Here is a 25,200-nt window from a genome sequence, read left to right on the forward strand (position 1 = left end):
ATGCCGCGGCCGCTGGACGGCGGGCAGCAACCGTATCTCGCGGAACGGGGCCCAACCATGGCTTTTCGGCGAATCGGGCACCAACCCACGACGGACGTCAGGTGTCCGACCTCCGGGCACGCCCGGCGTGCCGATCCCGCCGACCCGGGCCGGCGGTTCGGGACGACCGCACCGGTCCCGGACGGTTCAGTGCGGCAGTTCGGGGCGGGCGAACGGGGTGGTGGGCTGGACCGTCAGGTCGGCCGGCGCGGGCAGTTCGTCGTCGGCCGACCGGCGCCGGCCCCGGCGGTCGCGATCCGCCGGCGGTGACCCGGCACCGGGCACGTCCTCCCCCGCCGGCATCGCGGCCATGGCCCGGCCGGACAGGTGCAGCGCGGCGGCGAACAGCACGGTGGCCACGAAGGCGGTGACCAGGCCGCGCCCGTAGTCGACCCGGAAGCCGTCCTCGGGCGAGTAGAAGAGGGTGCGCTGGCCCGAGTCGTCCAAGGTGACGGCGGCGGCGGTCAACAGGGCGAACACGGCCGCCGCGAGGCCGAGGCCGGCCACCCGGGCGTTCTGCCGCGCCGCACCGGTGCCGCGCAGCGCGAGCGCCACCGCGCCGGCCAGACCGAGCAGCCCCACCAGGTAGCCCACCCCGAAGCCGCCCACGTCTCCCACCCCGCCCGGCACCCGGATCATGGTGTTCCCCTCCGGGCCGCCGTTCGGGATGGTCATCACCAACCACTCACCGATCAGCGAGGCGACCGCGGCCACCGCGCCGAGCCCGGCGAGCACCGGCGGCAGGCGGTGGTCGCGAGCCAGTCCGGCCAGGGACCAGCCGACCCGGCCGGCGGGCGGCACACTCTCGTCGGCACCCCACTCCACGATGGTCGTGCCGTCGGACCGGTGGTCCTGCCTGGGGATGGGGAGATCCTGGGACATGGGCACCCTTCCGCGTGCGCGGGCCTGCGTCGAATCATGACACAGCCGACGCGCGGCGACGGGGACCGCGAGTCGGCGTCCGGCTCGTCACTGGCCGGTGCGGCGCCGTCCGGTTTCGGTTAGCGTCGGTGGCATGCCTATCCGTACCGCTTCCGCACGCTGGCAGGGCAACCTCACCGAAGGGGCCGGCACGGTCCGCACCGGCAAGGGTGGCCTGACCGGCAACTACTCCTTCAAGTCGCGTTTCGAGGAGGGCGAGGGGACCAACCCCGAGGAGTTGATCGGCGCGGCGCACGCCGCCTGCTTCTCGATGGCCCTCTCCAAGCAGCTCGCCGACGCGGGCGCGACCGACACCTCGGTGGAGACCACCGCCAAGGTGCACTTCGACAAGACCGACGCGGGGATGACCGTCACCCGGATCGACCTGGAGACCGTCGGCCAGGTCCCGGGCATGGACGAGGCCCAGTTCGGCAAGCTGGCCGAGGCGGCCAAGGAGAACTGCCCGATCTCCCGGCTGCTCTCCCCTGGCGCGCAGATCACCCTCAACGCCCGCCTGGCCTCCTGACCCACCGTCGCGCCGCCCGGAGCCGGGCGGAGACGCGGATCTTGGGGCGTGGGTCCGGGCGGCGCGGTGGGGGAGAATGGGCGGGTGGCCGTGGAGATGAGCCGTGAGCGATTCGAGGAGCTGGTCGGCGAAGCCCTCGACGAGGTGCCCGAGGAACTGCTCGGGCTGATGAGCAACGTGGTCATCCTGGTCGAGGACAACCCACCACCGGGCGAGGACCTGCTCGGCCTCTACGAGGGGCACGCGCTGACCGAACGGGGCTGGGACTACTCCGGCGTCCTGCCCGACCGCATCCTCATCTACCGGAACCCGATCCTGGGCATCTGTGACACTGAGGAGGACGTGGTGGACGAGGTCGCGGTGACCGTGGTGCACGAGATCGCCCACCACTTCGGCATCGACGACGAGCGGCTGCACGCCCTCGGCTGGGCCTGACCGGACGCGCCGCCGCTCCGCTCGGCCGATCCCCGGCGTTGCGCGGTTCCCCTAATCTGCGGGCAGGCACATCCCGATGCAGGAGGAAACCCATGCGCAGCGCGCTGTTCTCCGCGGAGAACCTTGAGAAGGAGTCCCAGCAGCCGGGCATGCGGCTGCAGAACTCCAAGATGCTGAAGATCGAGCTGAACGGCGAGGCGATGGCCCGGGTCGGGTCCATGGTCGCCTACCAGGGGCAGGTGCAGTTCCAGGCGCTCGGCTCCGGCGGCATCGGCAAGTTCATCAAGCAGCGACTCACCGGTGAGGGCGTCCCGCTGATGAAGCTCACCGGCCGGGGCGACGTCTTCCTCGCCGACCTCGCCAAGGACGTACACATCATCGACCTGGAGCCCGGCGACGCCCTGTCGATCAACGGCTCCAGCGTGCTCGCCTTCGACTCCACGCTGAGCTACGACATCAAGATGGTCAGCGGCATGGGCTTCGCCGCCTCCGGCCTGTTCAACTGCGTCTTCACCGGCCACGGCCGGATCGCCGTCACCACCGAGGGCACCCCGGTGGTGCTCACCGTGGACGCCCCGACCTACGTCGACCCGCAGGCCGCGGTCTGCTGGTCGGCCAACCTGCAGACCGGCTACCACCGGGCCGAGCAGCTCGGCCTCGGCACGCTGATCGGCCGCCGCACCGGTGAGGCGTTCACGATGAGCTTCGCCGGTCAGGGCTTCGTCGTGGTCCAGCCGTCGGAGGAGCGGCCGGTGCCGGGCAGCGGTGCCCAGCAGGAGCAGGGCGGCCTGCTCGGCGGGCTGCTGCAGTGACCGTCGGGTGCGCGGGACGCCGGTCCGGGTGTCCCGCGCACCGTCAGCTCAGCTCCCCCGCGCGCAGGCGGGACAGCCAGGCCGCCGCGTCGGCGTAGTCGGCGTCGGAGAGGCCGGCCGGGGCGGGGACCGGGCGGTCGTTCACCGCCGCGGTCCAGCGGTGCCGGGGGTACGACCCGAGGAAGCGCACGCCGGCACAGACGCGGTGCAGCCCCTGCAACGCCTCGCCGAGGCGCACGTCGGCGACATGCCCGGTGCAGTCGAGGAAGAAGACGTACCGGCCGAGCGCCTCGCCGGTCGGGCGCGACTCGATCCGGGTCATGTTCACCCCGCGGACGGCCAGCTCCATGAGCACCGAGAGCAGCGCGCCGACCCGGTCATGGGCGATGTAGATCGCCAGCGACGTGACGTCGTCTCCGGTAGGCGGCGGGGGTGGGCCCGGGCGGGACACCAGCGCGAATCGGGTCACCGCGTCCGGGTGGTCGGCGATCTTGTCGGCGAGCACGGCCAGCCGGTGCCGGGTCGCGCCGATCGGAGCACTGATGGCCGCGTCGTACTCGCCAGCGGCCGCGCCCGCCGCGGCGGCACCGTTGGAGAGCACGTCGATCACGGTCGCGTCGGGCAGGTGGTCGCGCAGCCAGCCCCGGCACTGGGTGGACGCCTGCGGGTGCGCCGCCACGCTGCGCACCTCGGCCAGCGAGCCCCCGGGCCGGGCCGCGAGCACGAACTCCACCGGCAGGATCACCTCGCGGGTGATCACCAGCGGCTCGCCCTCGGCCAACTCGTCAAGAGTCACCCCGACCGCGCCGCCGATCGAGTTCTCCAGCGGCACCAGTGCCGCGTCCGCCTCCCCGGCCCGTACGGCGTCCAGCGCCTCGCCGACGCTGCGGGCCGGCGTACGGCTGCCGTGCTCGGCGGCGGGCACGGTACGCAGCGCCTGCTCGGCGAAGGTGCCCTCGGGACCCAGGTAGACGAAGCGGGTCGGCGGTGTTCCCGGCATGGCGACCAGCCTACGCACCAGGGGTGCCGTCGCAGGCCAGGGTGCGGATACCGGATGGGGCGATCGTGCGCACCTCGACGCCACAGACGTCCGTCCCCGCGGTCACAAGCTCCAGGTCGGTGGGTTTGCCCCGGGTCACCACCTGGAGTTCCTCGTGCCCGGTCACCTGCAGCACCGTGTACTGCCATTCCTCGGCGCAGAGCGGCCCGGTCCGGACCGTGACCCGGACGTCGCTGGACAGCACCCGGGCCGGCCCGCGCAGCAGCGACACCACCCGGTCGCCGGAGGGGCCGGAGCGGCAGGGCGTCGCGGCATGGCCGGTGGGGGTGGGGGCGAGGGTGGCCGGAGCGTTCGGCGTCCCGGTCGGCGGGGTCGGGGTGGGTACGCCGGTGGCGGTCGGGACGGGGGTGGTGGGGGCGGTCGACTGCCGCAGCTCCGGCGGGGTGCCGCAGGCGCCGAGCAGCAGCGCGACCAGGACGGCCGGGATCGCCGGCAGGGTGAGCCGCGCCGCCGGGGCGGTCAGTGGGCGGCGGGTGGAGGGGCTGGGTGAGGTGGGGGGCACGGTCCGATCCTCGGCACGACGGACGTCATTGCGGCCGGCTGGCCGAGCCCATCGTAGGAGGATCTTCCGGCCGGGTGAAGGTCACGCGTGGAACCGGTGCCCGGCCCGCTCCAGTGCGTTCGTGGCCTCGGCCAGCCGCACCGCGGGCACCAACACGTGGTCGGTGTCGTACGTGGAGAAGGCCACCACGTTGACCCGGGCCCGGGCGAGCGGGTCGACCAGCGCGGCGAGGGTGCCGGTGACCGGCGCGTCCTGCGGGCCGACCAGGCGCAGGCAGCGCCAGTCGGTCTCGACGTCCGCGTGATCGGGCACCCGGCCGGTCGGGCAGATCAGCGAGATCCCGTCGGCGGTCCAGCTCACCGTCACCACGTCGGCGGCACCCAGGTCGCTCCAGACCTGTGGCGGCAGCGTGGTGCCGGCCGGCAGGCGACACACGGCGTACTCGCCGGGCAACAGGGCGACATCGAGCATGATGGCACCTTACGGCCTCGGTGGGGGCCGGCCCCAGCATCGCCCGGTGCGGCGAAGGCCACATCGACGCAGGTCAGACCGCCGAGAAGAAGGTCAATGAGCCAGCCACCTCACCCTCGGCGAGCACCGGCGTGGAGATGGCGTCCACCGTGGTGCCGGCGTCGGCTCCGGGGCCCTGGACCCGGAGCAGGCCTCGGGCCAGCCGCCCGGAGTGCAGGGCGAGCAGCGGCGGGATCTTGTCGGTCTCCTGCTCGGTCAGCTCGCTCGGCTGGGCGCTGAAGTCGACCAGGCGCAGCCCGCCCTCCAGCAGCGGCCGTCCGATCACGTCCTCCGGCGCACCGAGACAGAGCAGGTCGCAGCCCGCCAGGGAGATCGCCACCACGGTGGTGTCGGCGTCGATCAACAGGCACGGCTCGGCGGCCCGGGAGACCGTGCCGGACCACTGGCCGAAGTTGTCGAACTCCTGCTCGGTCGGTGTCCCCGCCGCGGGCACGAGCACTTCCGAGAGCGAGAGTTCGACGTGGGCCACCGCGCCTCCTATGTACACCGACGGTCTGTCCACGCTAGCCGGTCGTCACGGCGACCGCCTGACCGCGCTGCATCCTCCGGCCGCCGGTGCCGCTCGGCTGCGGCGGAGCCGTGGGATAGGTGTCGGTGCGAAGAGTGCCCGGTGCCGGGCGGCCGGCGACGGCGCGGGCCGACGGAACCACCGGGGCGGGTCCGTGGGCCGCGTGGCGTCGCCGGAGACGTTACCGGCGGGCGGCCCGCTTGTCAGCGGCCGTTCGGCCCTCGTCGTACCACCGGTAGTCGGCTGCTGGACGGTACGTGCCGTTGAGCCACGTCGACGGGTGCTGGGCGACCCGGGAGAGCTTCTCGGCGGTGGCCGGGCTGATCCGGTTGCCGGCCGCCACGAGCAGCCGGTCCAGCTCCCGGTGGGTGGCCATGAGGCAGTCCTTCGGCAGGCCGTAGACGCTGATCACCCCGGAGCCGACGAAGGTCAGCACCGGGGTGACCGGGATGGGCAGGCCGACCGCCTCGGAGAGCGCCTTGCCGGCCCGCTTGGCGTCCCGCCGGGCCTCGGCCACATAGGGCGGACGCTTGCCGTTGATCTGCACCACGTCGCCGGCGACGAGCACGCGGGCCCGGCCGTGGTCGGCGATGGTGACCGCGAAGAGGCCGCTCGGCCCGATGGCGAGGAACCCGGCCCGCTCGTCCTGCCCGCGATCGAGGAGCACGTCCGCGACGTCCGTCCGGGGCCACTCGATGACGTACCAGGCCGGACCGAGGTGGTTGAGCTGGCCGAGCGCGCGGGCCCCGGCCGCCTCCAGCCGGCGGGCGCCCCGCTCGGCCCGGCGGCGGCGGGCCCACTCGAGTGGTGTCGGCCGGGCCGGCTCGAGCACCGGGGTGGCCTCGACCCGGGGCGGTGGCACCGCCACGGGTGGCAAGGCCCGGGTGGGTACGGCTTGACGAGCGGGAAAGACAGTCATCGCGACCTCCGGCAAAAGGTCCCTCGAAGTTACGTCTTCACTACCCTACGTTGCGGACCCCGGTGGTCGGCAAGTTGGAGCACCGGAATGAGTGCGGATGAATGCCATATTCATTCACACTTCTTTTCCGGATGGTGCGGAAGCCCTGCCCTACGCTGCGAAGGTGACCCACTACGTGGACAGCGAGGTCGCCCGGCTCGGCACCGTGCTGCTGCACCGCCCCGGGCCGGAACTCGCCCGGCTCACACCACGCAACAACGACTCGTTGCTCTTCGACGCTATCCCATGGGTGGGGCGGGCACAGGAGGAGCATGACGCGTTCGCGGCCGCGCTGCGCGCCCGGGGCGTGGAGGTGCTCTACCTGTCGGCGCTGCTGGCCGAGACGCTCGCCCTGCCGGACGCCCGGGCGGAACTCACCGAACTGGTGCTGCGCTCGCCCCGACTGGGCGACACGCTGCGCCGGCGGGTCGCCGACCACCTCGGATACCTCGACCCGGCCGCCCTGGCCGACGTGTTCATCGCCGGGCTCGCGCACGAGGAACTGCGGATCGGCCGGGACCGGCCGGGCGGTCTGGTCTGGACACTGATGGACCGGCACGACTTCGTCATCGACCCGTTGCCCAACCTGCTCTTCACCCGGGACTCCTCGGTCTGGATCGGGGACCGGGTTGGGGTGACCAGTCTGGCCATGCCCGCGCGGCGGCGGGAGAGCGGGCTGACCGACGCGATCTACCGGCACCATCCGCGCTTCGCCGGTACGCAGTTCGTCTACCACGCCGAGCTGGAGCACCTGGAGGGTGGCGACGTGCTGCTGCTCGCACCGGGTGTGCTCGCCGTGGGGGTGGGCGAGCGGACCACCCCGGCCGGGGCGGAACGCCTGGCCCGGCAGGTCTTCGCCGCCGGCCTGGCCCACACCATCCTGGTCGTCCCGATCGCCCAGGAGCGGGCGACCATGCACCTGGACACCGTCTGCACGATGGTCGACGTGGACGCCGTGCTGATGTATCCGAACATCGCCAGCTCGCTGTCGGCGTACACGGTCATCGCCGGGGTGGACGGCGACGAGCCGCGGGTCGACGGCCCGGCGCCGTTCCTGCGCGCCGCCGCCGACGCGATGGACCTCGACCAGCTCCGGGTGATCGACACCGGCCTCGACCCGGTCACCGCCGAGCGGGAACAGTGGGACGACGGCAACAACACCCTCGCCCTCGCGCCCCGGCTCTGCGTGGGCTACGAGCGGAACGTGGAGACCAACGCCCAACTGGACCGGGCCGGCATCGAGGTGATCGCCATCGCCGGCTCCGAGCTGGGTTCCGGCCGGGGCGGGCCGCGCTGCATGTCCTGCCCGCTGGTCCGCGAGCCGCTGCGCCGCTGACGACGACGGGCCCCGGTCGACACCGGGGCCCGTCGAGCGAAGGATCGGTCAGCGCAGGGTGAGCTGGCGGCCGAGGAGGCCCTGGCGGGCCCGGCGCCCGGCCGCGTCCAGCGGCGCCTGCTCCTCCAGCGCCTCGGCGTACCGCTTGGCGAACTCGGTCACCGGCTCCTCCCACTCGGCGGCCGGGACCTCCTCGGGCAGGTCCCAGACCGGCACCAGGCGGCCGTGCGCCCGGAACATGCCGGCGAACCGGGTGCGTTCGCCGAGGGTCAGCGTGCCGGCCACGCTCAGCCGGGACAGCGCGTCCAGCGCCGTGTCCTCGTCGTCCGGCAGGACCCAGCGCACGTGCGCCTTCTCCGGCACCTGGCACCAGTACGCGGCCCGCGCCGCCGCCAGCTTCACCGTCGGGTAGACCGCCGCGTTGGCCCGCTCCAGGGACGCCTGCACGGTCGGGTCGTCGGCCGCCCCCGGGTCGAGCCAGAACTCGAACCCGTCGTGCATGGTGATCTCCAGCGGGCCGTCGACCAGGATGTCCTGGAGGCGGGGGCCCGGACCGGGCAGCGGCGGCACCGCCACCTGGCCGCCCGGTTCGGTACGCAGCGCGCAGAGCAGCGCGTCGGCCAGGTCCCGGGAGACGTCGCCGGACTGCTGGTGCCGCTGGAGCCCGATGAAGACCCGCCCGTCCGGCTTGGTCATCGCCGGGGCGGCCATCGGCAGCACGGTGGCCAGGGTGACCGGCCGGTCGCCGTACTCCTCGACCAGCTCGGCGGTCAGCCGCAGCGGCGCGGAGGCGGCCGGAACCAGCTCACGTAGGGCGATCCACTCCGGCTCGTCGGCCAGCCCCTCGAACGGTCGGGGCACGAAGACGTCGCGCACCTTCTCCCGCTTCGGGGTGGCTTCGGCCGCCCGCTGGCTCTTTCGACGCTTGCTCACGCGCCCGCCTCGCTTCGCTCCGCGGCCGCATGAGCCTCCACGGCACTGCGCCTGATGATTCGCTCGCTGCGCTCGCTCATGGCGACACAGCCTAGATGCCAGGGACGACCGGCGGGCGCAGGACCCACCCCCCAGAGGGCTCCGCTCAGCCGGCGATGGCCAGGCCCGGCTGGGCAGCGACGGCCGGGTCGAACTCGGCCCAGACGCTCTGCCCGAGGCCGTCCCGTTCGACGCCCCAGCGGCTGGACAGGCCGGCGACGATGTGCAGGCCGCGCCCGTCGATCGCATCCGGGGTGGCCGCCCGGAGCAGCGGGCCCGAGGCGGAGCCGCCGTCGGTGACTCGGAGCTGTACGCAACGGCCGTCGGCCGTGGGCCGCAGCCGCCAGGCCACCCGGACCACGCCGCCGGGCAGCGGGTCGGCGTGCCGGACGGCGTTGCCCACCAGCTCGGCGAGGACCGCGACCAGGTCGGCCAGCAGGACCGGGGGGACGACGTCGGCCAACTCGCTGGCGAGCCGATGCCGGGCCAGGCGTGCACCGGTGGCGTGATGGGGCACCACCACGCACCACGACCGTTCGACCGAACCCGTCGACACCGTGTTCCTTCCACCCCCCACTGCGCCCGGGTCACCCCCGGGGCAGCCGCACCTCTGCGACCGTACCCCCACCGGCCCTCGGTCGGAGGGATACCCATCCATTCTGCTGTTCAACGATCTGGCGGACTAGATACAGCCCCAGTCCGGCCCCCGGGTAGCGCCGGCGGTCACCGGACTCCCCCTGCCAGAACCGGTCGAACGCCCGTTCCACGTGTTCCGGCCGGATGCCGATGCCCCGGTCGGCGACCCGGAAGGCGACCATCCGGCCGCTCGCCTCGGCGGACACCTCGATCGGGGTGTCCGGCAGCGAGTACTTCCCGGCGTTGGTGCTCAGCTCGGTGAGCACGGTGGCCAGGCTGTGCCGGTCACCGAGCGCCTTGGGCAGGTCGACCGGCAGGGCGAGGACGATTCGGTGCCGGACGTCCGCCGGCAGGTCCGACACCGCGGCCCGCAGCGCGTCGGCGAGGTCGAACGGCGCGGCCGGCTCCCCGCCGGGCCGGCTCTCGGTGGCCGCGGTGAGCAACCGGTCGACCAGCCGGGCCAGCTCGTTGGCCCGCTGCCCGATGATCCGGGCGGCGTGCCGCCGGTCCTCGTCGCTGAGCGACTCCCAGTGGTCGGTGAGGGTGTCCGCGTACCCCTTGATCACGGTGACCGGGGTACGCAGCTCGTGGCTGGTCACCGCGACGAAGAGGTCCCGATCGTGGTCGCGGCGTTGCTGGTCGGTGATGTCGCGGAAGGTGACCACCCGCAGCGTGCCCGGGCCGGGCAGCTCCCCGGAGGTGATCCGCAGCCAGCGGCCGTCCGGCATCCGGTGGTCGAGCACCTGCCCGGGCGGGGGCAGCGGGAACGGGAGCGGACGGTTCAGCGCGTCGGCGGGCGGGTGGCCCGTCACCTGGGCGGCCGCCGGGTTCCAGAGCCGTACGTGGTGTTCCCGGTCCACCACGGCCAGGCCGTCGGCGAGCGCCGCCACCACCGGGCCGTCGCCGTGCACCGGCAGGCCGGTCTGGTCGCCGTACATGTGGGCGATGCAGGCGGCGATGTAGCCGAGGACGGCGTGGTGGGAGTCGTCGAGCGTGGCGTCGGCCGGGTAGAGGGCGTGCAGGCTGCCCACGGTGTGGCCGCCGACCTCGGCCCGCGCCGCGATCATCCGGCGCAGGCCCCGCCCGGCCACCTCGTCGGCGAGCGCGCTCGGGATGCGGTCTACGCGGACCTCGCGTACCGGGGGGCCGGTGAGGAGGCAGACGGTGGCCGGGTCGGTGGCCGGCAGCGGGCGGCCGATGAGCGACTCGGCGGTGCCGGTCGCCGCGATCACCCGGCCGCCGGCGGGGGCGAACTCCACGAAGGCCAGGCTGGCCGCGCCGACGGCGGGCTGGACCACCCCGAGCAGCCGGGTGAGCACCGGCAGGCCGGACTGACCCGAGTTGATCATCTTGAGCACGCTGCCGTGGCCGGCGATGAGGGCGGCGTAGTCGGTTCGCTCCGGCATGTCCCGAGTGTGCCGCGCCGACCGGTCCGGGAACACCCCTCGCCCGGGCGGGTGGGACCGGCGGTGGGGCGGCGCGACCCGGCTCAACGGCCCAGCCGGGCCAGCGCCCGGGCGGGCCGGTCGGTGATCACGCCGTCCACCCCGGCGGACAGCACCAGTTCCAGGTCCGCCGGCTCGTTCACCGTCCAGACGTAGACCTGGTTGCCGGCGGCCCGCAGCGCGGGGACGAGCTGTGGCCGGGCCCGGACCAGGCCGATCCCCGGGCCGGCGATCCGGGTGCCGAACGGCAGCCGACCCAGCCGCAGCCAGCGCGGGAGCACCTCCAGCAGCAGCACGGTGGGCAGGCCGGGCGCGAGGTCGCGGATCCGGCGTACGGCGAGCGCCGAGAAGGACATCACGGTGACCCGGACCGGATCGTCCGGTCCCGGGTCGGCCAGGCCGTACCGGCGCAGCAGGCCGACCAGTCGGCGTTCCACGTCCCCGCCGTACCGGGAGGGGTGCTTGGTCTCGATCAGCAGCCGGACCGGCCGACCGGCGGCCAGCACGGCGTCGAGCAGCCGTTCCAGGGTGAGCAGCCGGGTGTGCGACTCGTCGAGCGGTTCGTCCCCTTCGGCCGCCATGCCGCCGGGATGCCAGGAACCGAAGTCCAGCAGCTCCAGCTCGGCGAGCGTACGTGCACTGACCAGCCCGTGACCGTTGCTGGTCCGGTCCAGCCGGCGATCGTGCACGCAGACCAGATGGCCGTCCCGGGTCAGCCGGACGTCGCACTCCAGCCCGTCGGCGCCCTCGTCGAGCGCGCGCAGATACGCGGCGAGAGTGTGCTCGGGCAGGTCGTACGAGGATCCGCGGTGCGCGAACACCAGAGGCGTGGTCATGCCGCCCGACTCCTCAGGCGACCCGGCCCGGCTGCCCGTCGTCGGTGACCACCGGGCGGCCCGCGGCGGCCCAGTCGCCCATCCCGCCCTCGACGTTGCGCACCTGGTCCCAGCCGTTGCGCAGCAGGTACGCGACGACCTGCGCGGACCGCCCGCCGGAGCGGCAGATCACCGCCACCTCGCGGTCGTCCGGCACCTCGGCCAGCCGGCCGGGCAGCTCGGTCATCGGCAGGTGGTGGGCGGCGGGCGCATGGCCGGCGGCCCACTCGTCGTCCTCCCGGACGTCGAGCAGGTAGGTGTCGTCGGGCACGGCCGACGCGGGCACGCTGGGAACCTGGGGTCCGAACACGGCTACCTAGCCTAGACCGCGATTCCGCTCAGAGCCGGTTGACCCAGCGGGGATTCGCCCCGGCCCATTCCGGCATCCGGGTGTCCCGCACCGCGTCGAAGAGGCCGTTGCCGCCGTTGTCCAGCACCACGTAGGAGACCTCGCCGATGGTCTGCGGATACGAGGGCACCTGCACCCCGTGCAGCGCGTCCGGGGGCAGCGACCGGAGCGCGAAGAGCAGATCCTCCAGCGCTACGCCGTTGGTGTCCACGGTCAGCGCGCCGCCGACCGCCCGGATCACCCGGTCCAGCTGCACCGGATCGTTGCGCAGGTGCGTCTCGCCGGCCTTGTCGAGCACCGCGCGGAGCATCTGCTGCTGGTGGCGCTGCCGATCGTAGTCGCCGTCGGGCAGGTCGTAGCGCTGGCGGACGTAGTCCAGGGTCCGGGCGCCGTCCATCTGCTGGCAGCCGGGGGTGAACAGGGTCTTGGTGTGGATCGAGCGGACCTCGGTGTCGACGCACATCCGGATTCCACCGAGCAGATCGATGACCTGCTTGAAACCGGAGAAGTCGACCAGCGCGGCGCCGTCGAAGCGCAGGCCGGTGAGCTGGCCCAGGGTGGCGGAGAGCAGCCGGGCGCCGGCCTCACCGCCGCCGCCGTGCTCGTACGCCGCGTTGACCTTGTCCTGGCCGCCGCCGTAGCCGGGCGCCGCCGGGATGGCGACCAGCAGGTCGCGCGGGATGGAGATCAGGTACGCCTGCCGCATCCCGGCCGGGACGTGCACGATCAGGATGCTGTCCGAGCGCTGGTCCTCGGGATTGGCCCCGGGCCGGTGGTCGGAGCCGATCAGCAGGTAGTTGAGCCCGCGGGACAGGTCGGTACGCGGCTGCCGGGCGGCCGGGGCGAGCAGTTGCTGCTTCTCCACCGTGTGGTCGTACCGGTTGGTGAGCCAGTGCAGCCCCGCCACGCCGAGCGTGGCGAGCAGCACCAGGGCGAGGCCGGTGCCGAGGAGGAACCGGGGCCAGCGGACGGGTCGACCCCGTCCGCGTCTGGTCCGTCCCGGCCTGAACGTGACAGTCCTCCCCCGCAGCCCTGACGTGAGACCCGCTCACCTCAGGCTACGGGGCTGAGCCCCCGCGGTGGCCGGCTTTCGCCGCAGCCACCGTGGGTCAGGCTCATTTCCGGGTGGAGAGGACCTCCGGGTTCGCGGCGACGAAGTCGGCGAGCTTGTCCTCCTTGACCGCCTTGAACATGTCCAGACTGAGCGGGCTGAGCAGCTCGAACTTCTTGTCCGCCGAGGAGTTGTAGGTGCCGGCGTTCGTGCGCAGGGTGACCAGGTCGTTGCCGCTGAGGCCCTTGAGGGTGAAGATGAAGTTTTCGATCTTCACGCCGCCGATGTCCAGCATGAGCGACTCGCCGGCCGCCTTGATCAGCTGGTTTAGCTTGATCGGGTTGGTCAGCATGCCGCTCTCGGTGGCCTTCTTCGCCATCGCCTTGATCAGCTGCTGCTGGTTCTGCTGCCGGTCGTAGTCGCTGTTCGGCAGGCCGTAGCGCTGCCGGGCGAAGTCGAGGGCCTCCCAGCCCTCCATCTCCTTGCAGCCCTTCTTGTGCACCACCGGCGTCATCGGCTTGCCGAGCTTCTCGGCGTCCGAGTTCCACCTCGGCCTGCCGTCGACGAACGACATGTGCTTGGAGGTGACCTCGTGGTTGACGCAGATCCGGACGGTGCCGAGCGCGTCGATGACCTTCTTGAAGCCGCCGAAGTTGATGATCGCCGCGCCGTCGAAGCTGATCCCGGTCATCTGCTTGATGGTCTTGGCCATCATCTGCGCACCACCCTCCCAGCCGCCACCGTTCTGGGCACCGAACTGGAAGGCTGCGTTGATCTTGTCGGTGCCGCGCCCCGGGATGTCCGCCTTGGTGTCCCGGGGGATGGAGATCAGGTACGCCTGGTCGTGGCTGGCAGGAATGTGCAGGATGATGATGCTGTCCGACCGCACGTCGTCGGCGGCCCAGCTCGCCCGGGCGTCGACGCCGAGCAGCAGCATGTCGATCGGGCCGTCCAGGTTCTTGCCGCCCTCGGCCTCGCTCTTGCCCGCGTCGCCGAGCAGGCTGCCCTGCTTGATGTTGCTGGTGGCCTGGCCGATCACCGCCTTGCTCCCGACGATCGCGACGCCGCTGGTCATCATCAGCACCGCGCCGAAGATCAGCGTGAGCCGGGCCCAGAGCGGGTCCTTGCGCTTGGTCCGCCGCTTCCGGTTGCCGGGGCCGCGACCGCCCGGACCGGGCTGGGTGGGGATGATTGGCGGCACCCGCCCGGGTGCGCCGGGATCCAGTGACGGAGGGCGACGGCTGGTCTGAACCGGCATGCGTGCTCCAGCTCGATGATCAGGTTGACTGCGCCATTCTACGGATCGCATGTCAATCGAGCGACCCTGCATGGCAGGCAATTTCTCCAAACATCGCAATGCCCTCGCCCGGCTGATACAAAAAGATGAGCCCTGTTCTGGCCGAACGGTCGGTGACTCAAAGTTGCCGGTGGCAGCCGGCGAAACACGGTCGGGGCCTGCCGGCCGGGAGTTGTGGTGGCAGAAGGTCAACCTCGGCCGGGTCCCGGCGGTGCTGACGGCCGGGACCCGGCCCGGCTGTGTCAGGCGACGGGGACCTTGATGGTGCTACCGCAGGATGATGACGAGTCGATGCGGATCCCATTGGTGACCCCGTAGTAGCCGACATCGTAGATCGTGTTCGGCGTACCGGCGGGCATGCACCGCACAAGCCCGTTGGTGTACCGGACGAAGACCACGTCGTCGTTCCGGCTGTTCACGCCGTAGGCGACGTCGGCGCCATCCGATACCGACTGGAAGGTCGAGGTTACGACCTGGTAGCGGTGCATCATGACCTTGTTGAAGTCGTAGAGGCAGGTGTACGGATAGGGGCAGTTGAGGGCGGCGGCCTCGGCGGGTGTGGCGGTGGCGGTTACTGCGGCCCCGGACATGAGCGTGCCAGCCGCCACCACCCGCAATGCCTTCCGCAATTTGTTTGCCATCGGTTCTCCTGTTCCCCGTTATGGCAGGGCCCGTTCACCCGTATGAAAATGCGCTGCGTGGCCCATCGCGCCGCTGTTTGGCCATTCCGGAACGAGTCCTGCAGATCACCGGTGTCCGCGATCGGGACCTGCCGATCCTAAGATGATCTTTGAGAAAGGTCAATGGCTTCGATGCTTTTGATTGGAAATCATCGATGCATGGCTGGTCGTGTTGCCGGGAAGCGGGATCAGTTGCCGGTGGTGTCGCCCGGCTGGTTGGCCTTCACCCACTCCGTCATCGTGTCCGACCCGATGGCCTGGTACATGGCCAGCGCCTTCTCCCGGTCGGAGACCACCACCGACTGGCCGTCGATGGTCTGGCCGCCCAGGTTCGGGCTGGTGATGAAGGTCAGGTTCTCGCCTCGCAGGTTCCGGAACTCCAACGCCATGTCGGTCAACGAGAAACCCTGGTCGACGGTGACCGCGGCGGTCACCGCCTTGAGGAAGGCGTTCAGCTTCTTCGGGTTGGTCAGGGTGCCGGTGCTGGCCGCCTTGTCCATCAGCGCCTTGAGGAACTCCTGCTGGTGGCGCATCCGGGCGAAGTCACCCTCGGGGAACTGCTTGCGCTGCCGCACCCAGTCGAGGGCCTCGGCGCCGTTCATGTGGTTAACGCCCTTGGTGAACTTCCGGTACGGCTTGTGGATCGAGGTGATCGTCCGCTCCACCTTCAGGTCGACCCCGCCGAGGGCGTCGGTGACCTCCTTGAACCCGGCGAAGTCGATCGCCATGACGTGGTCGATCCGCACGTCGCTGAAGCACTCCACGGTCTTCACCGCGAGTGGCAGGCCGCCGAACGCGAACGCGGCGTTCACCTTGTTGCGCTGGCCGGAGTCGCAGGACGCGCCCGCGTTCTGCGGGATCGGCACGTACAGGTCGCGGGGGATGGAGACCAGGTAGGCCGTCTTGTGGTCGGCCGGGATGTGCATGAGGATCATGGTGTCCGCGCGCCACTCGCCGGCCTTGTCCATCGGCGCGTCCGGGTCCCGGGAGTCGGTGCCGACCATCAGGATGTTGAGCGCCCCGTCGACCTTCTTGGCGGGCCGTCCGCCCGTGATCGCCGAGAAGGGGTCGGTCCGGGCCAGATCGTTGTCGAGGTTGCGCGCGTAGAGCCAGGCACCCGCGCCGCCGAGCAGCGCCAGCACCAGCACCGCGACGCCCGCCACCAGGCCGATGCGCCCCCAGCGCGGGCGCGGTCCGGGCCGGCGCGGAGCGCCGGGACCGCCCGGGCCGCCCGGCCCGGCGGGTCCACCGGGGCCGCCGGAGCGAGGCTGCTCCTCGTCGTACGACGGGTACCGGCTGGCGTCGGTCGGGCGGGCGCGCCCGGTGGTGCTCCGACCGGGGCCGGGCACCTGGGCGCGTCCCGCGCTCCGACTGACGTACGGGAAGGGATCGTCGGCAGACGTGGTCGCTGACATGTACCGAGGGTAGGTCGGTGGCGCCAGTGCCCCCGTCAAGGGCAACGGGGTGTCAGCGTCCTCCCAGCCGGGGTCAGTACCCTAGCCGGCCGCGAAAGTAGTCGATGGTGCGCCGGAGGCCGTCTTCGGGCGCCACGGTCGGTTCGTACCCCAACAGCTCACGGGCGAGGGTGAGATCCGGGCGGCGCATCTCCGGATCGTCGGCGGCGCGAGTGATGTAGCTCACCTCGGAGCTGCTTCCGGTCAGCGACACGATCGTCTCCGCCAGTTGCCGCATCGACATCTCGTGTTCCGTGCCGCAGTTGATCGGGCCGGTCTCGGTCGAGTCGAGCAGCAGCAGGATGCCCCGCACCAGATCGTCCACGTAGCAGATCGACCGGGTCTGGTCGCCGGTGCCGTGCACGGTGATCGGCTCGCCGCGCAGCGCCTGGGAGATGAAGGTCGGGATGGCCCGGCCGTCGTCCGGCCGCATCCGCGGGCCGTACGTGTTGAAGATCCGGACGATGGCGGTGTCGGTGCCCCGGCTGCGGTGGTAGGCCATGGTGGCCGCCTCCGAGAAGCGCTTCGCCTCGTCGTAGACGCTCCGGATGCCGACCGGGTTGACGTTGCCCCAGTACGTCTCGCGCTGCGGATGCTCCTTCGGGTCCCCGTACGCCTCGGACGTGGAGGCCATCAGGAACCGGGCGCCGTCGGCGGTGGCCCGCTCCAGCAGCGCCAGGGTGGCGACCGAGCCGACCCGCAGGATCTCCACCGGCAGCTTCTCGAAGTCGGTGGGGCTGGCCGGGGAGGCCATGTGCAGGATCGCGTCGAACCGCTCGGCCATGGCCGGGTGGTGGGTCGGCAGCCCCTCGGAGACGTCCGCCTCGATCAGGGTGAAGGTCGGCTTCTCCAGCAGGTGGGAGATGTTGTCCTTGGACCCGGTGACGAAGTTGTCCAGCACCACGACCGTGCAGCCGCGCTCGATGAGCCGATCGACCAGGTGCGACGGCACGAAGCCGGCGCCGCCGGTGACGAGGATGCGGTGTCCGGGGCCGAAACGGGGAGCAACCTTCATGCCGGCCAGCCTACTCAAGCGAATGGGCCGGAGCCGACGCCGGCTCCGGCCCACCCGCGGTTGGGTCGTCAGTGCGCGCCCGCTCCGGTGAGGGAACGAACCTCCAGTTCCGCGTACTTCTCCTCGTCGTGCTCCTTCGACAGCAGGGTGCCGATCCAGCCGCAGAGGAACCCGAACGGGATCGAGATGATGCCCGGGTTGGACAGCGGGAACCAGTGCCAGTCGTGGTCCGGGAACATGGCCGTCGGCGCCCCGGAGACCACCGGGGAGAAGAAGACCAGTACCACGGCGGCGAGCAGGCCGCCGTAGATCGCCCAGACCGCACCGGAGGTGTTGAACCGCCTCCAGAACAGGCTGTAGAGGATCGCCGGCAGGTTGCCCGAGGCGGCCACCGCGAAGGCCAGCGCCACCAGGAAGGCCACGTTCAGGCTCTGCGCGAAGATCGACAGGACGATCGAGATCGCGCCGATCACCAGGGCGGAGATCCGGGCGACGTTCACCTCCTGCCGCTCGGACGCCTGGCCGTCCTTGACCACGTTGGCGTAGAAGTCGTGCGCCAGGCTGGACGACGAGGCCAGGGTGAGCCCGGCGACCACGGCCAGGATGGTGGCGAACGCGACCGCCGCGATGATCGCCAGCAGGGTCGCGCCGCCCAGGTCGCCGCCGAGGAACTTGATCCCCAGCGCCTCGGCGAGCTGTGGCGCCGCGGTGTTGCCGGCCTTGTCCTGCGCGGTGATCGCCTGGCCGCCCACCATCGCCGCGGCCCCGAAGCCCAGGGCCAGGGTGAGCAGGTAGAAGGTGCCGATGATGCCGATCGCCCAGAGCACGCTCTTGCGTGCCGCCTTCGCCGTCGGCACCGTGTAGAAGCGGATCAGGATGTGCGGCAGGCCGGCCGTGCCGAGCACCAGCGCGATGCCGAGCGACAGCAGGTCCATCTTGTTGTAGAAGGTCTGCGTCGCGTCGCCGGCCTTCTCGACGCCGTACCGCAGGCCCGGTTCGAGGAAGGCGTCACCCTTGCCGGAGGCGGCGGCGGCGTCGCCCAGCAGCGACGACAGGTTGAACTTGTAGTGCGCCAGCACCAGCAGGGTCATCACGATGGCGCCGCTCATGAGCAGGAACGCCTTGACGATCTGCACGTACGTGGTGCCCTTCATGCCGCCCACGGTGACGTAGATGATCATCAGGGCGCCGACCAGGATGATGGTGGCGACCTTCGCGGTGTCGGCGTCCATGCCGAGGAAGGTGGTGCCCGGCTTGATGCCGAGCAGCAGCGCGACCAGCGCGCCCGCGCCGACCATCTGGGCCAGCAGGTAGAAGATCGAGACGGTGATCGTGGAGACTGCCGCCGCCGTCCGCACCGGGCGCTGGCGCATCCGGAACGCCAGCACGTCGGCCATGGTGTAGCGGCCGGAGTTGCGCAGCAGTTCGGCGACGAGCAGCAGCGCCACCAGCCAGGCGACCAGGAAGCCGATCGAGTAGAGGAAGCCGTCGTAGCCGTACAGGGCGATGATGCCGGCGATACCGAGGAACGACGCCGCCGACATGTAGTCGCCACCGATCGCCATGCCGTTCTGGAAGCCGGAGAAGGACCGGCCGCCGGCGTAGAAGTCGGTGGCCGTCTTCGTCTGCCGGCTGGCCCAGACGGTGATCGCCAGCGTGATCGCCACGAAGACCAGGAAGAGGGTGATGGTGAGGTTGCGGGCGGTGGTGCTGCCCGCCTCAGCCGCGAGGAGAGTCGTCATGGGTCACCTCCCCGATCTCGGCGCGGATCCGGTCGGCGACCGGGTCGATCCGCCGGTCGGCGAACCGGGCGTAGAGCCACGCGATGACGAACGTCGAGACGAACTGGAGCAAGCCGAAGACCAGGGCGACGTTGACGTTCCCGAAGAGCTTCGTGCCCATGAAGCCCCGCGCGTACGCGGAGAGGATGACGTAGAGCGCGTACCACAGGAAGAACGCGACGGTCATCGGGAAGACGAAGCCGCGCAGCGCGCGCCGCAACCCGGCGAACTCGTCCGACCGCTGTACGGCGAGATACCGCTCCGCCGGGGACTCGGCCGGTGCGGACGCGGGTGTGTCCGTGGACATCTGTGGATCACCACCTTCGCAGGCGTGGGGGAGTTTCGCGCACGGTAGAGAGCACGCTCCCAACCGGGGAAGGCGCAGACCGATTCCGGTCACCCGCTGCGCCGAACGGTCGCCCCCCTGCGCCGAGTGACCCAGGTCACTCCGGTCACCGGCTGTCGCCCGATCTCCGACCCGGATGCGTTGATCGACTCCAGGTCCGCAGGCTGCTTGATCGACTCCGGGTCGCTGATCCGGCGCCATCGCGGGTGCCCGGACACCGCCATGTCGGCGAGCTGGCGCGTCCCGGTCAGCCCAGCTCGTGGTAGCGGCCCCGGTAATGAAGCAGGGGGGCCGTCTCCTCGGCCAGCTCGACCGTCTCGATGGTGGCCTCGACCAGCAGCCCCCAGCCGTACTCCCGGGCACTGTCGAGCTGGCAGCCGGCCCACGCGCCCGCGTCGGCCGGGACCGGTCCGTACGGGGTGTCGATCCAGGAGCCGATGGCGAAGAGGCCGCCAGGGGACGGGAAGAGGCCGGCAAAGCGGTCGGCGAGCTGCCGGTGCGGCGGACCCAGCGGCGCGACCGCGAACCTCCCCGCCGCCTCCGCGGCCGCCCACAGGTCGGACTCCGGGTCGATCAGCCCGAGCAGCCGGTCCGGCTCCCCCTCGGCGACCAGGGTGGACGAGACCGTCAGTCCCGCCGGCCCGGGTGCCGTCCAGAGCGTGACCGGGGCGGCCAGCCGACCACGCAACCGGCGGGCCGGGGAACGCTGCCCGGCCGGCACGGCGAACGGGTCGGTGTGGTGGATCTCGGCACCCGGCTCAGGATTCACGTGAAACATTGTGCCGCCCCGGGCCCGCGCCCAACCGAGGAAGCGCTCGTGCAGGTCGCCGGGGTGGTCGTGACCGTTCAGCCGAGCGAGCTGCTCGCCGGCCTCGGCCATTAGCCCACCCAGGTACACCAGCAACGCCGTCCGGTCGTGCCGGTACTCGACCAGCAGGGCGAGCCGGGCCGGCTGGCACGGCCAGTGCGCGCCACACGCCCGACACCGCCACAGTGGCCGCATCGGCAGATGCCCCGCCCTCACCGCCACTCACCGTCCCGCTCGCGGCGATCCTCGCGCAGTCCACCCAAGGGGGCTCCGGCAGATCTTGGACGAAACCGGCCCTTCCAGGGGCCGATCGATACCAAGGTCTGCTTGGTGGTCACCAGCGGCCGCCGTTCGCCCGCCACGTTTGCGCCGGGGTGAGCCATCCAGCCCGGCCCGGTCGCGGGAAGGCCACCGTCGGCTGGGACGCCCAGGCCGGCGCGGCGTTCGGCCGGGCCGAGGCCGCCGCCGGGTACGGCGAGACCGCCGGGTACGGCCGGGTGGCGGCCGGGGGTGGTGGCAGGACTTTCCGGTACGCGTGCGCGGCGGCGTTCCGGCAGCGGCGGAACTGGGCGAACATCGGGTGCCTCCTCTGGTCGGACGAGGTCGCCCCGGCCGGGGGAATGGCCGGGGCGACCGGCGCAGGACCGGCCGCCGGGTCGTCGCCTCCACCAGCCGGGCCGCGTGTCTCCACCCTGGACTCGACGGCGTCGGCAGGGGAGGATGCCAGGGCTTACTACACAGCGCGGTCACGTACTTACCGGAGAGGTAAGGATGAACATCGAGATGTGGATCCGGGCGCTCAAGGCCGCCCGGGCCGGTGCGGACGTCTCCCAGGAAGGGCTGGCTGCCCTGATCAAGTGGAGTCCGTCCACGGTCGCCGCGATCGAGACCGGCCGTCGACGGCCGACCATGGAGTTCGCTGTCGCCGCCGACCAGGCCCTCGGCACCGGCGGCCTCCTCGCCGAACTGCTCAAAGCCGCAGACCAGGAGCGTGGGCCGTCGTGGTTTGTGCCCTGGCGGGGTTACGAGCAGCAGGCGATGCGGTTGCGGGCCTTCGAGGCGTGCTTGGTGCCCGGCCTGCTCCAGACCGAGGATTACGCGAGGGCTGTCATCTCCACCGGTGGCCTCCATCCACCAGCCATGGTGGACGAACTGGTGGCTGTCCGGATGGAGCGTCAACAGTTGCTGCACCGTGACCAGCCGCCGCATTTCGTCTTCATGCTGGACGAGACCGCCGTGCGGCGGCCGGTGGGCGGACCGCCAGTGCTCGACGCTCAACTGGGGCGGCTACTGGAGGTGGCCGAGCTTCCGTCTGTGCGCCTGCACGTCATTCCGTTGGCCGTGGGCGAGCACGCGGGGCTTGGTGGCGGCTTCGTGCTGGCCGAGTTGCCGGACGCTGACCAGGTGCTCTACCTGGAGAACGCTGCCCGGGGCCACGTCGTCGACGACCCCGAGACGATCGGCTTGATCGAGCGGAAGTGGGATAGCCTCCTCGGCGAAGCGCTGTCCACGGGAGCCTCGCTGGATCTGATCCGGAAGTTGAAGGTGACGCCATGACCATCGCCGAGCCCTGCTGGCGCAAGTCGTCCCGTTCGACCGACTCCGGCGGCAACTGTGTCGAGGTGGCGGACAATCTGCCTGGGGTGGTGCTGGTCCGGGACAGCAAGGATCGATCCGGCCCGACGCTCTCGTTCACCCCCGACGCCTGGCGCTCCCTCGTCGCCGCTTTCCGGACCGGCCACCTGGACTGACCACCCCGAAGATCGCGCTCGATCCAGGAAACAGTGGCCCCGGACGGCGTGGGACGCCACTACTTCCCGGTTCGCGCGCGATCATCGGGCGGCGAGTGCGGGTCAGCGACGGGGCGTGACCGCGGCCAGCAGTTCCGACTGGCGGCGGTCCAGCACGTCCCCGGCCAGGTAGGAGCCGAGCAGCGCGGCCCCCAACCCGTAGGCCAGACCGATCGGCAGGGCCAGCCAGAGCCAGAGGTCACCGAGCAGTGCCGCCGCCACCACCATCGGCACCGCCGCGGCGGTCGAGGCGATCATGGACAGCAGGGCGAGGAAGCTCTTCGCCACCCCGGCGCCGGTGTTCATGGCGAACGGGTTGCTCGTCTCCGGCAGCGCGTACGCGCCGAGCACCGAGACGAACGCGTTGATCGCGAGCCCGCTGCCGTACGCGGCGAACAGTGCGCCGGCCATCACGCCGAGCCAACCCGGGTGTCGCAGCAGCGCGGCGAGGATGACCGCGACCGCCACGAGCAGCGGCACCACGTAGATCGCGAACGCGGTCATCCGGGCGCGCAGTTCCAGCCGTCCCGGCACGCCGGCCACCACGTTGGCCGCGTACGCGCTGCCGTCGAAGCCGAACTGGTTGGCCACGGTGAGCGACGCGACAACCCCGACGAAGATCAGCGAGAGGCTGACCAGCACCGGCGACGAGTCCGCGGTCACCTCGCCGAACGCGTGCGTGTCCTCCACGGCCAACCGGGCGCCGCCCACGTTGACCATCACCGGCACGAAGATGCCGACCACCGCGATGGTGATCAGGTTGGCCCGCCGCCGGGCGTCCCGCCACCAGTACCGGGCCTCCCGGGCGACCAGCGCGCCGAACCGGTCCCGCCGGGCCCAGCCGGCCGCTCGTGGGAAGAGTTGGGCCACCGCCTCGCCGACCGTGCCGCGCCGGTCCCGGGACGGCCCGGCGCTCACCGCGCCGACCATCGCCGACTCCAGCGAGCGCGACCACCAGAGCAGCAGCGCGCCGATGGCCAGCGCGGTGATCAGCAGCTTCAGCCCGGCGGCCCAGGCCCGGCCCTCGGCCACGTCGATCCCGGCGGTCCACGGCGCCCCGAACGGGGTCCAACCGACGATCCGGGCCGCGCCGGTCAACTGGTCCCAGTCGGCCGAACGGACGGCGGCGAGCACCGCGATCTGCAACGGCCCGAGCAGGGCGGCCAGCACCGCGAGCAGCACGGCGGCTAGGTCGCGTACCCGGCGGGAGCGCAGCATGGTGGCGAAAGCGCTCGTCACCGCGCGGGCGGCGGCCACACAGAGCAGCAGGCCGACGATCACCCCGACCAGTTCCACCAGGGCGGCCGGCCAGCCGCCCAGCGCGCCGGCGGTGATCACCAGCCCGGTGACCGCGATCAGCGTCGCCAGCACCGGGACGCTGACCAGGGCGGCCGCGAACAGGCCGGTGACCAGGGCGCGGCGGGACAGCGGGAGCAGCGCGAACCGGGCCGGGTCTAGGGTCTCGTCCACGCCGAAGAAGGCCAGCGGCAGCAGCAGCCAGCCGAGCACCAGCAGCCCGCCGCCGAAGGCGGCGATCATGAGCGCGTACCGGGACTCGCCGGCCAGGCCGGGCGCGGCCAGGAGGAAGAAGCCGCCGGCGGCGAACCAGAGCCCGATCACGACGCCCACCACGAAGAGGGCGATCCGCCAGCCCTGGCCGCGGAAGTTGTTGGCCAGCACGCGCAGCTTGAGCCGGACGAAGTGCCGGGCGGAGACCTGCCGGACCGGCTCGGCGGGCGCGGTCACCGGGACAGCCACGACAGCTCCTCGCCGGTCGCGGTCCGCCCGCCGACCACCTCCACGAAGACCTCCTCCAGGGACCGCTCGCCGCGTACCTGGTCGAGCGTGCCGACCTGCTTGATCCGCCCGTCGGCGAGGATCGCCACGTGCGAGCAGAGCCGCTCGACGACCTCCATGACGTGGCTGGAGAAGACCACCGTGCCACCGCCGGTCACGTAGCGGTGCAGGATGTCCCGGATCAGCGCCGCGGAGACCGGGTCGACCGCCTCGAACGGCTCGTCCAGCACCAGCAGCCGGGGGCCGTGCAGCAGTGCGCAGGCCAGGCCGATCTTCTTCTTCATGCCCGCCGAGTAGTCGACCACCAGGGTGCGGCCGGCGTCGTTGAGCGCCAGCACGTCCAGCAGCTCCGCCGCCCGCTGGTCGACCACCGCGGGGTCCATGCCGCGCAGCAGACCGTGGTACGCCAGCAGTTCGGCGCCGCTGAGCCGGTCGAAGAGACGCACGCCGTCGGGCATCACGCCGAGCAGGCCCTTGGCGCGGACCGGGTCGGCCCAGACGTCGTACCCGAGCACCCAGGCCTGGCCGGCGTCGGGCCGCAGCAGGCCGACGGCCATGGACAGGGTGGTCGTCTTGCCGGCCCCGTTCGGGCCGAGCAGCCCGTAGAACGAGCCGGCCGGCACGTCCAGGTCGACCCCGGCGACCGCGACCTTGGTGTCGAACCGCTTGGCCAGGCCACGAAGGGACAACGCGGGGTGCTGATCGCTCATGAAGCAGACCGTATCCGGCCCGGACCAGGCGCCGCTCCGGCCGGAGGATGATTCGGCGTCATCCCCCAGCCGTACCTGGCACCCTCAGGTCGCCGTCCGGACCGGGCACGGGCCGGCGCCGGCCGCGGTGCGGCAGGTGATCGGCGCCGACACGCTCGACCAGCAGAGGTGCTCCCCGTCGATCTTGTTCATCGGCTGGAAGTAGGCGCTGTACTCGGTCACCTGGTGGTTGGTGGGCGACAGCCGGGCGACGCCGCCCGGCCGGGTCACGCTCGCCCGGCCGTCGGCGTCGGTGGTGGCGTGGAACAGGGCCTCACTGTGTGCGTTGTTCGGGCCCACCACCGCCACCGCCAGCTTCACGGTGACCCCGGCGACCGGCCTGCCGTCCCGGGTCAGCCGCGCGCTGACCGTGAGCGGGGCGGTCACGTCGTCGACCTCGACCGGCGACACCTGGAGCACGGTGTCGGCGCAGCCGTCGGAACAGCCACTGAGCGGACCGACGAGGCCGCCGGCGAGAAGCAGGGCCAGCAGCCCGATGCCTCGCCGGCGTCCCGTGGTCGGCATGC

29 protein-coding genes are annotated in these 25,200 nt (G+C 71.9%); 6 read left to right on the forward strand and 23 right to left on the reverse strand.

Going from position 1 to position 25,200, the window contains the following annotated elements; translation table 11 throughout:
• Positions 1–186 precede the first annotated feature (186 nt).
• On the reverse strand, positions 187–921 hold the full coding sequence (locus tag A6A27_RS24725) for a hypothetical protein (RefSeq protein WP_073837022.1): 735 nt from the start codon (positions 919–921) through the stop codon (positions 187–189).
• Between the two features lie 133 nt (positions 922–1,054).
• Here A6A27_RS24725 and A6A27_RS24730 point away from each other — a divergent pair, with 133 nt between their 5' ends.
• The 3 genes from A6A27_RS24730 to A6A27_RS24740 all read left to right on the forward strand — a co-directional run bounded on the left by A6A27_RS24730 (position 1,055) and on the right by A6A27_RS24740 (position 2,733).
• Positions 1,055–1,486 (forward strand): OsmC family protein, encoded by a 432-nt coding sequence (locus A6A27_RS24730; protein WP_073837023.1) that lies wholly within the window; start codon positions 1,055–1,057, stop codon positions 1,484–1,486.
• A gap of 90 nt (positions 1,487–1,576) precedes the next feature.
• On the forward strand, positions 1,577–1,921 hold the full coding sequence (locus tag A6A27_RS24735) for a metallopeptidase family protein (RefSeq protein ID WP_198940440.1): 345 nt from the start codon (positions 1,577–1,579) through the stop codon (positions 1,919–1,921).
• A gap of 92 nt (positions 1,922–2,013) precedes the next feature.
• Positions 2,014–2,733: an AIM24 family protein gene (locus A6A27_RS24740; RefSeq protein WP_073837024.1), complete on the forward strand. Its 720-nt coding sequence runs from the start codon at positions 2,014–2,016 to the stop codon at positions 2,731–2,733.
• A 43-nt stretch (positions 2,734–2,776) separates the two neighbouring features.
• On the opposite strand, the gene pheA is transcribed toward A6A27_RS24740, so the two are convergent.
• The 5 genes from pheA to A6A27_RS24765 all read right to left on the reverse strand — a co-directional run bounded on the left by pheA (position 2,777) and on the right by A6A27_RS24765 (position 6,253).
• Positions 2,777–3,733: a prephenate dehydratase gene (gene pheA, locus A6A27_RS24745; RefSeq protein ID WP_073837025.1), complete on the reverse strand. Its 957-nt coding sequence runs from the start codon at positions 3,731–3,733 to the stop codon at positions 2,777–2,779.
• Positions 3,734–3,743: 10 nt separating this feature from the next.
• Entirely contained in the window at positions 3,744–4,295 is a 552-nt protein-coding gene (locus tag A6A27_RS24750) for a hypothetical protein (RefSeq protein ID WP_443190000.1), read from the reverse strand.
• 81 nt (positions 4,296–4,376) lie between these two features.
• Positions 4,377–4,766, reverse strand: a complete 390-nt coding sequence (locus A6A27_RS24755) for an ACT domain-containing protein (RefSeq protein ID WP_073837026.1) — start codon at positions 4,764–4,766, stop codon at positions 4,377–4,379.
• A gap of 73 nt (positions 4,767–4,839) precedes the next feature.
• Complete coding sequence (locus tag A6A27_RS24760) at positions 4,840–5,295, reverse strand: hypothetical protein (protein WP_073837027.1); 456 nt, start codon at positions 5,293–5,295, stop codon at positions 4,840–4,842.
• 220 nt (positions 5,296–5,515) lie between these two features.
• Complete coding sequence (locus A6A27_RS24765; protein ID WP_073837028.1) at positions 5,516–6,253, reverse strand: hypothetical protein; 738 nt, start codon at positions 6,251–6,253, stop codon at positions 5,516–5,518.
• A gap of 163 nt (positions 6,254–6,416) precedes the next feature.
• Between A6A27_RS24765 and A6A27_RS24770 the strand changes: the two genes are divergently transcribed.
• Positions 6,417–7,628 carry an arginine deiminase gene (locus A6A27_RS24770; RefSeq protein ID WP_073837029.1) on the forward strand — a complete coding sequence of 404 codons (1,212 nt, stop codon included), beginning with the start codon at positions 6,417–6,419 and terminating at the stop codon, positions 7,626–7,628.
• A gap of 48 nt (positions 7,629–7,676) precedes the next feature.
• Here the strand turns inward: A6A27_RS24770 and A6A27_RS24775 are convergent, their stop codons facing one another.
• The 14 genes from A6A27_RS24775 to A6A27_RS24840 all read right to left on the reverse strand — a co-directional run bounded on the left by A6A27_RS24775 (position 7,677) and on the right by A6A27_RS24840 (position 20,914).
• Positions 7,677–8,561, reverse strand: a complete 885-nt coding sequence (locus tag A6A27_RS24775; protein ID WP_073837030.1) for a DUF5926 family protein — start codon at positions 8,559–8,561, stop codon at positions 7,677–7,679.
• 145 nt (positions 8,562–8,706) lie between these two features.
• Positions 8,707–9,156 carry an ATP-binding protein gene (locus tag A6A27_RS24780; RefSeq protein WP_073837031.1) on the reverse strand — a complete coding sequence of 150 codons (450 nt, stop codon included), beginning with the start codon at positions 9,154–9,156 and terminating at the stop codon, positions 8,707–8,709.
• A 31-nt stretch (positions 9,157–9,187) separates the two neighbouring features.
• Positions 9,188–10,642, reverse strand: a complete 1,455-nt coding sequence (locus tag A6A27_RS24785; RefSeq protein ID WP_073837032.1) for a sensor histidine kinase — start codon at positions 10,640–10,642, stop codon at positions 9,188–9,190.
• Positions 10,643–10,725: 83 nt separating this feature from the next.
• The gene (locus tag A6A27_RS24790; protein ID WP_073837033.1) at positions 10,726–11,517 is read right to left on the reverse strand and encodes a glycerophosphodiester phosphodiesterase; all 792 of its coding nucleotides are present in this window, start codon (positions 11,515–11,517) and stop codon (positions 10,726–10,728) included.
• 13 nt (positions 11,518–11,530) lie between these two features.
• The gene (locus tag A6A27_RS24795; RefSeq protein ID WP_073837034.1) at positions 11,531–11,866 is read right to left on the reverse strand and encodes a rhodanese-like domain-containing protein; all 336 of its coding nucleotides are present in this window, start codon (positions 11,864–11,866) and stop codon (positions 11,531–11,533) included.
• A 28-nt stretch (positions 11,867–11,894) separates the two neighbouring features.
• The gene (locus A6A27_RS24800; RefSeq protein WP_073837035.1) at positions 11,895–12,833 is read right to left on the reverse strand and encodes an LCP family protein; all 939 of its coding nucleotides are present in this window, start codon (positions 12,831–12,833) and stop codon (positions 11,895–11,897) included.
• Positions 12,834–13,020: 187 nt separating this feature from the next.
• Positions 13,021–14,214, reverse strand: coding sequence for an LCP family protein (locus tag A6A27_RS24805; protein WP_073837036.1), 1,194 nt, complete (start codon positions 14,212–14,214; stop codon positions 13,021–13,023).
• Between the two features lie 281 nt (positions 14,215–14,495).
• Positions 14,496–14,894: a hypothetical protein gene (locus A6A27_RS24810; RefSeq protein ID WP_143194140.1), complete on the reverse strand. Its 399-nt coding sequence runs from the start codon at positions 14,892–14,894 to the stop codon at positions 14,496–14,498.
• Positions 14,895–15,121: 227 nt separating this feature from the next.
• A complete protein-coding gene (locus A6A27_RS24815) occupies positions 15,122–16,348 on the reverse strand; it encodes an LCP family protein (RefSeq protein ID WP_073837037.1) in 1,227 nt (408 codons plus the stop codon).
• Between the two features lie 73 nt (positions 16,349–16,421).
• On the reverse strand, positions 16,422–17,402 hold the full coding sequence (locus A6A27_RS24820; protein WP_073837038.1) for a UDP-glucuronic acid decarboxylase family protein: 981 nt from the start codon (positions 17,400–17,402) through the stop codon (positions 16,422–16,424).
• A 68-nt stretch (positions 17,403–17,470) separates the two neighbouring features.
• Entirely contained in the window at positions 17,471–19,144 is a 1,674-nt protein-coding gene (locus A6A27_RS24825) for a solute symporter family protein (protein WP_073837039.1), read from the reverse strand.
• Positions 19,122–19,490, reverse strand: coding sequence for a DUF485 domain-containing protein (locus A6A27_RS24830; protein WP_073837040.1), 369 nt, complete (start codon positions 19,488–19,490; stop codon positions 19,122–19,124). The genes A6A27_RS24825 and A6A27_RS24830 overlap by 23 nt, the downstream gene beginning before the upstream one ends.
• A gap of 286 nt (positions 19,491–19,776) precedes the next feature.
• A complete protein-coding gene (locus A6A27_RS24835; protein WP_073837135.1) occupies positions 19,777–20,532 on the reverse strand; it encodes a flavin reductase family protein in 756 nt (251 codons plus the stop codon).
• Between the two features lie 139 nt (positions 20,533–20,671).
• Positions 20,672–20,914, reverse strand: a complete 243-nt coding sequence (locus A6A27_RS24840) for a hypothetical protein (protein WP_073837041.1) — start codon at positions 20,912–20,914, stop codon at positions 20,672–20,674.
• Between the two features lie 194 nt (positions 20,915–21,108).
• Here A6A27_RS24840 and A6A27_RS24845 point away from each other — a divergent pair, with 194 nt between their 5' ends.
• Together A6A27_RS24845 and A6A27_RS24850 are read left to right on the forward strand one after the other, a co-directional pair.
• Entirely contained in the window at positions 21,109–21,894 is a 786-nt protein-coding gene (locus A6A27_RS24845) for a helix-turn-helix domain-containing protein (RefSeq protein WP_073837042.1), read from the forward strand.
• Positions 21,891–22,088, forward strand: a complete 198-nt coding sequence (locus A6A27_RS24850) for a DUF397 domain-containing protein (RefSeq protein ID WP_073837043.1) — start codon at positions 21,891–21,893, stop codon at positions 22,086–22,088. Before A6A27_RS24845 ends, A6A27_RS24850 begins: the two co-directional genes overlap by 4 nt.
• A 102-nt stretch (positions 22,089–22,190) precedes the next feature.
• Here the strand turns inward: A6A27_RS24850 and A6A27_RS24855 are convergent, their stop codons facing one another.
• From A6A27_RS24855 to A6A27_RS24865, 3 genes are all read right to left on the reverse strand, one after another.
• On the reverse strand, positions 22,191–23,885 hold the full coding sequence (locus A6A27_RS24855; protein ID WP_073837044.1) for an ABC transporter permease: 1,695 nt from the start codon (positions 23,883–23,885) through the stop codon (positions 22,191–22,193).
• Positions 23,870–24,634 carry an ABC transporter ATP-binding protein gene (locus tag A6A27_RS24860; RefSeq protein WP_073837045.1) on the reverse strand — a complete coding sequence of 255 codons (765 nt, stop codon included), beginning with the start codon at positions 24,632–24,634 and terminating at the stop codon, positions 23,870–23,872. The genes A6A27_RS24855 and A6A27_RS24860 overlap by 16 nt, the downstream gene beginning before the upstream one ends.
• An 84-nt stretch (positions 24,635–24,718) precedes the next feature.
• Entirely contained in the window at positions 24,719–25,198 is a 480-nt protein-coding gene (locus tag A6A27_RS24865) for a DUF4198 domain-containing protein (RefSeq protein WP_143194141.1), read from the reverse strand.
• Positions 25,199–25,200 lie beyond the last annotated feature (2 nt).

The organism is Micromonospora sp. CB01531, from assembly GCF_001905095.1.
GTDB lineage: Bacteria > Actinomycetota > Actinomycetes > Mycobacteriales > Micromonosporaceae > Micromonospora.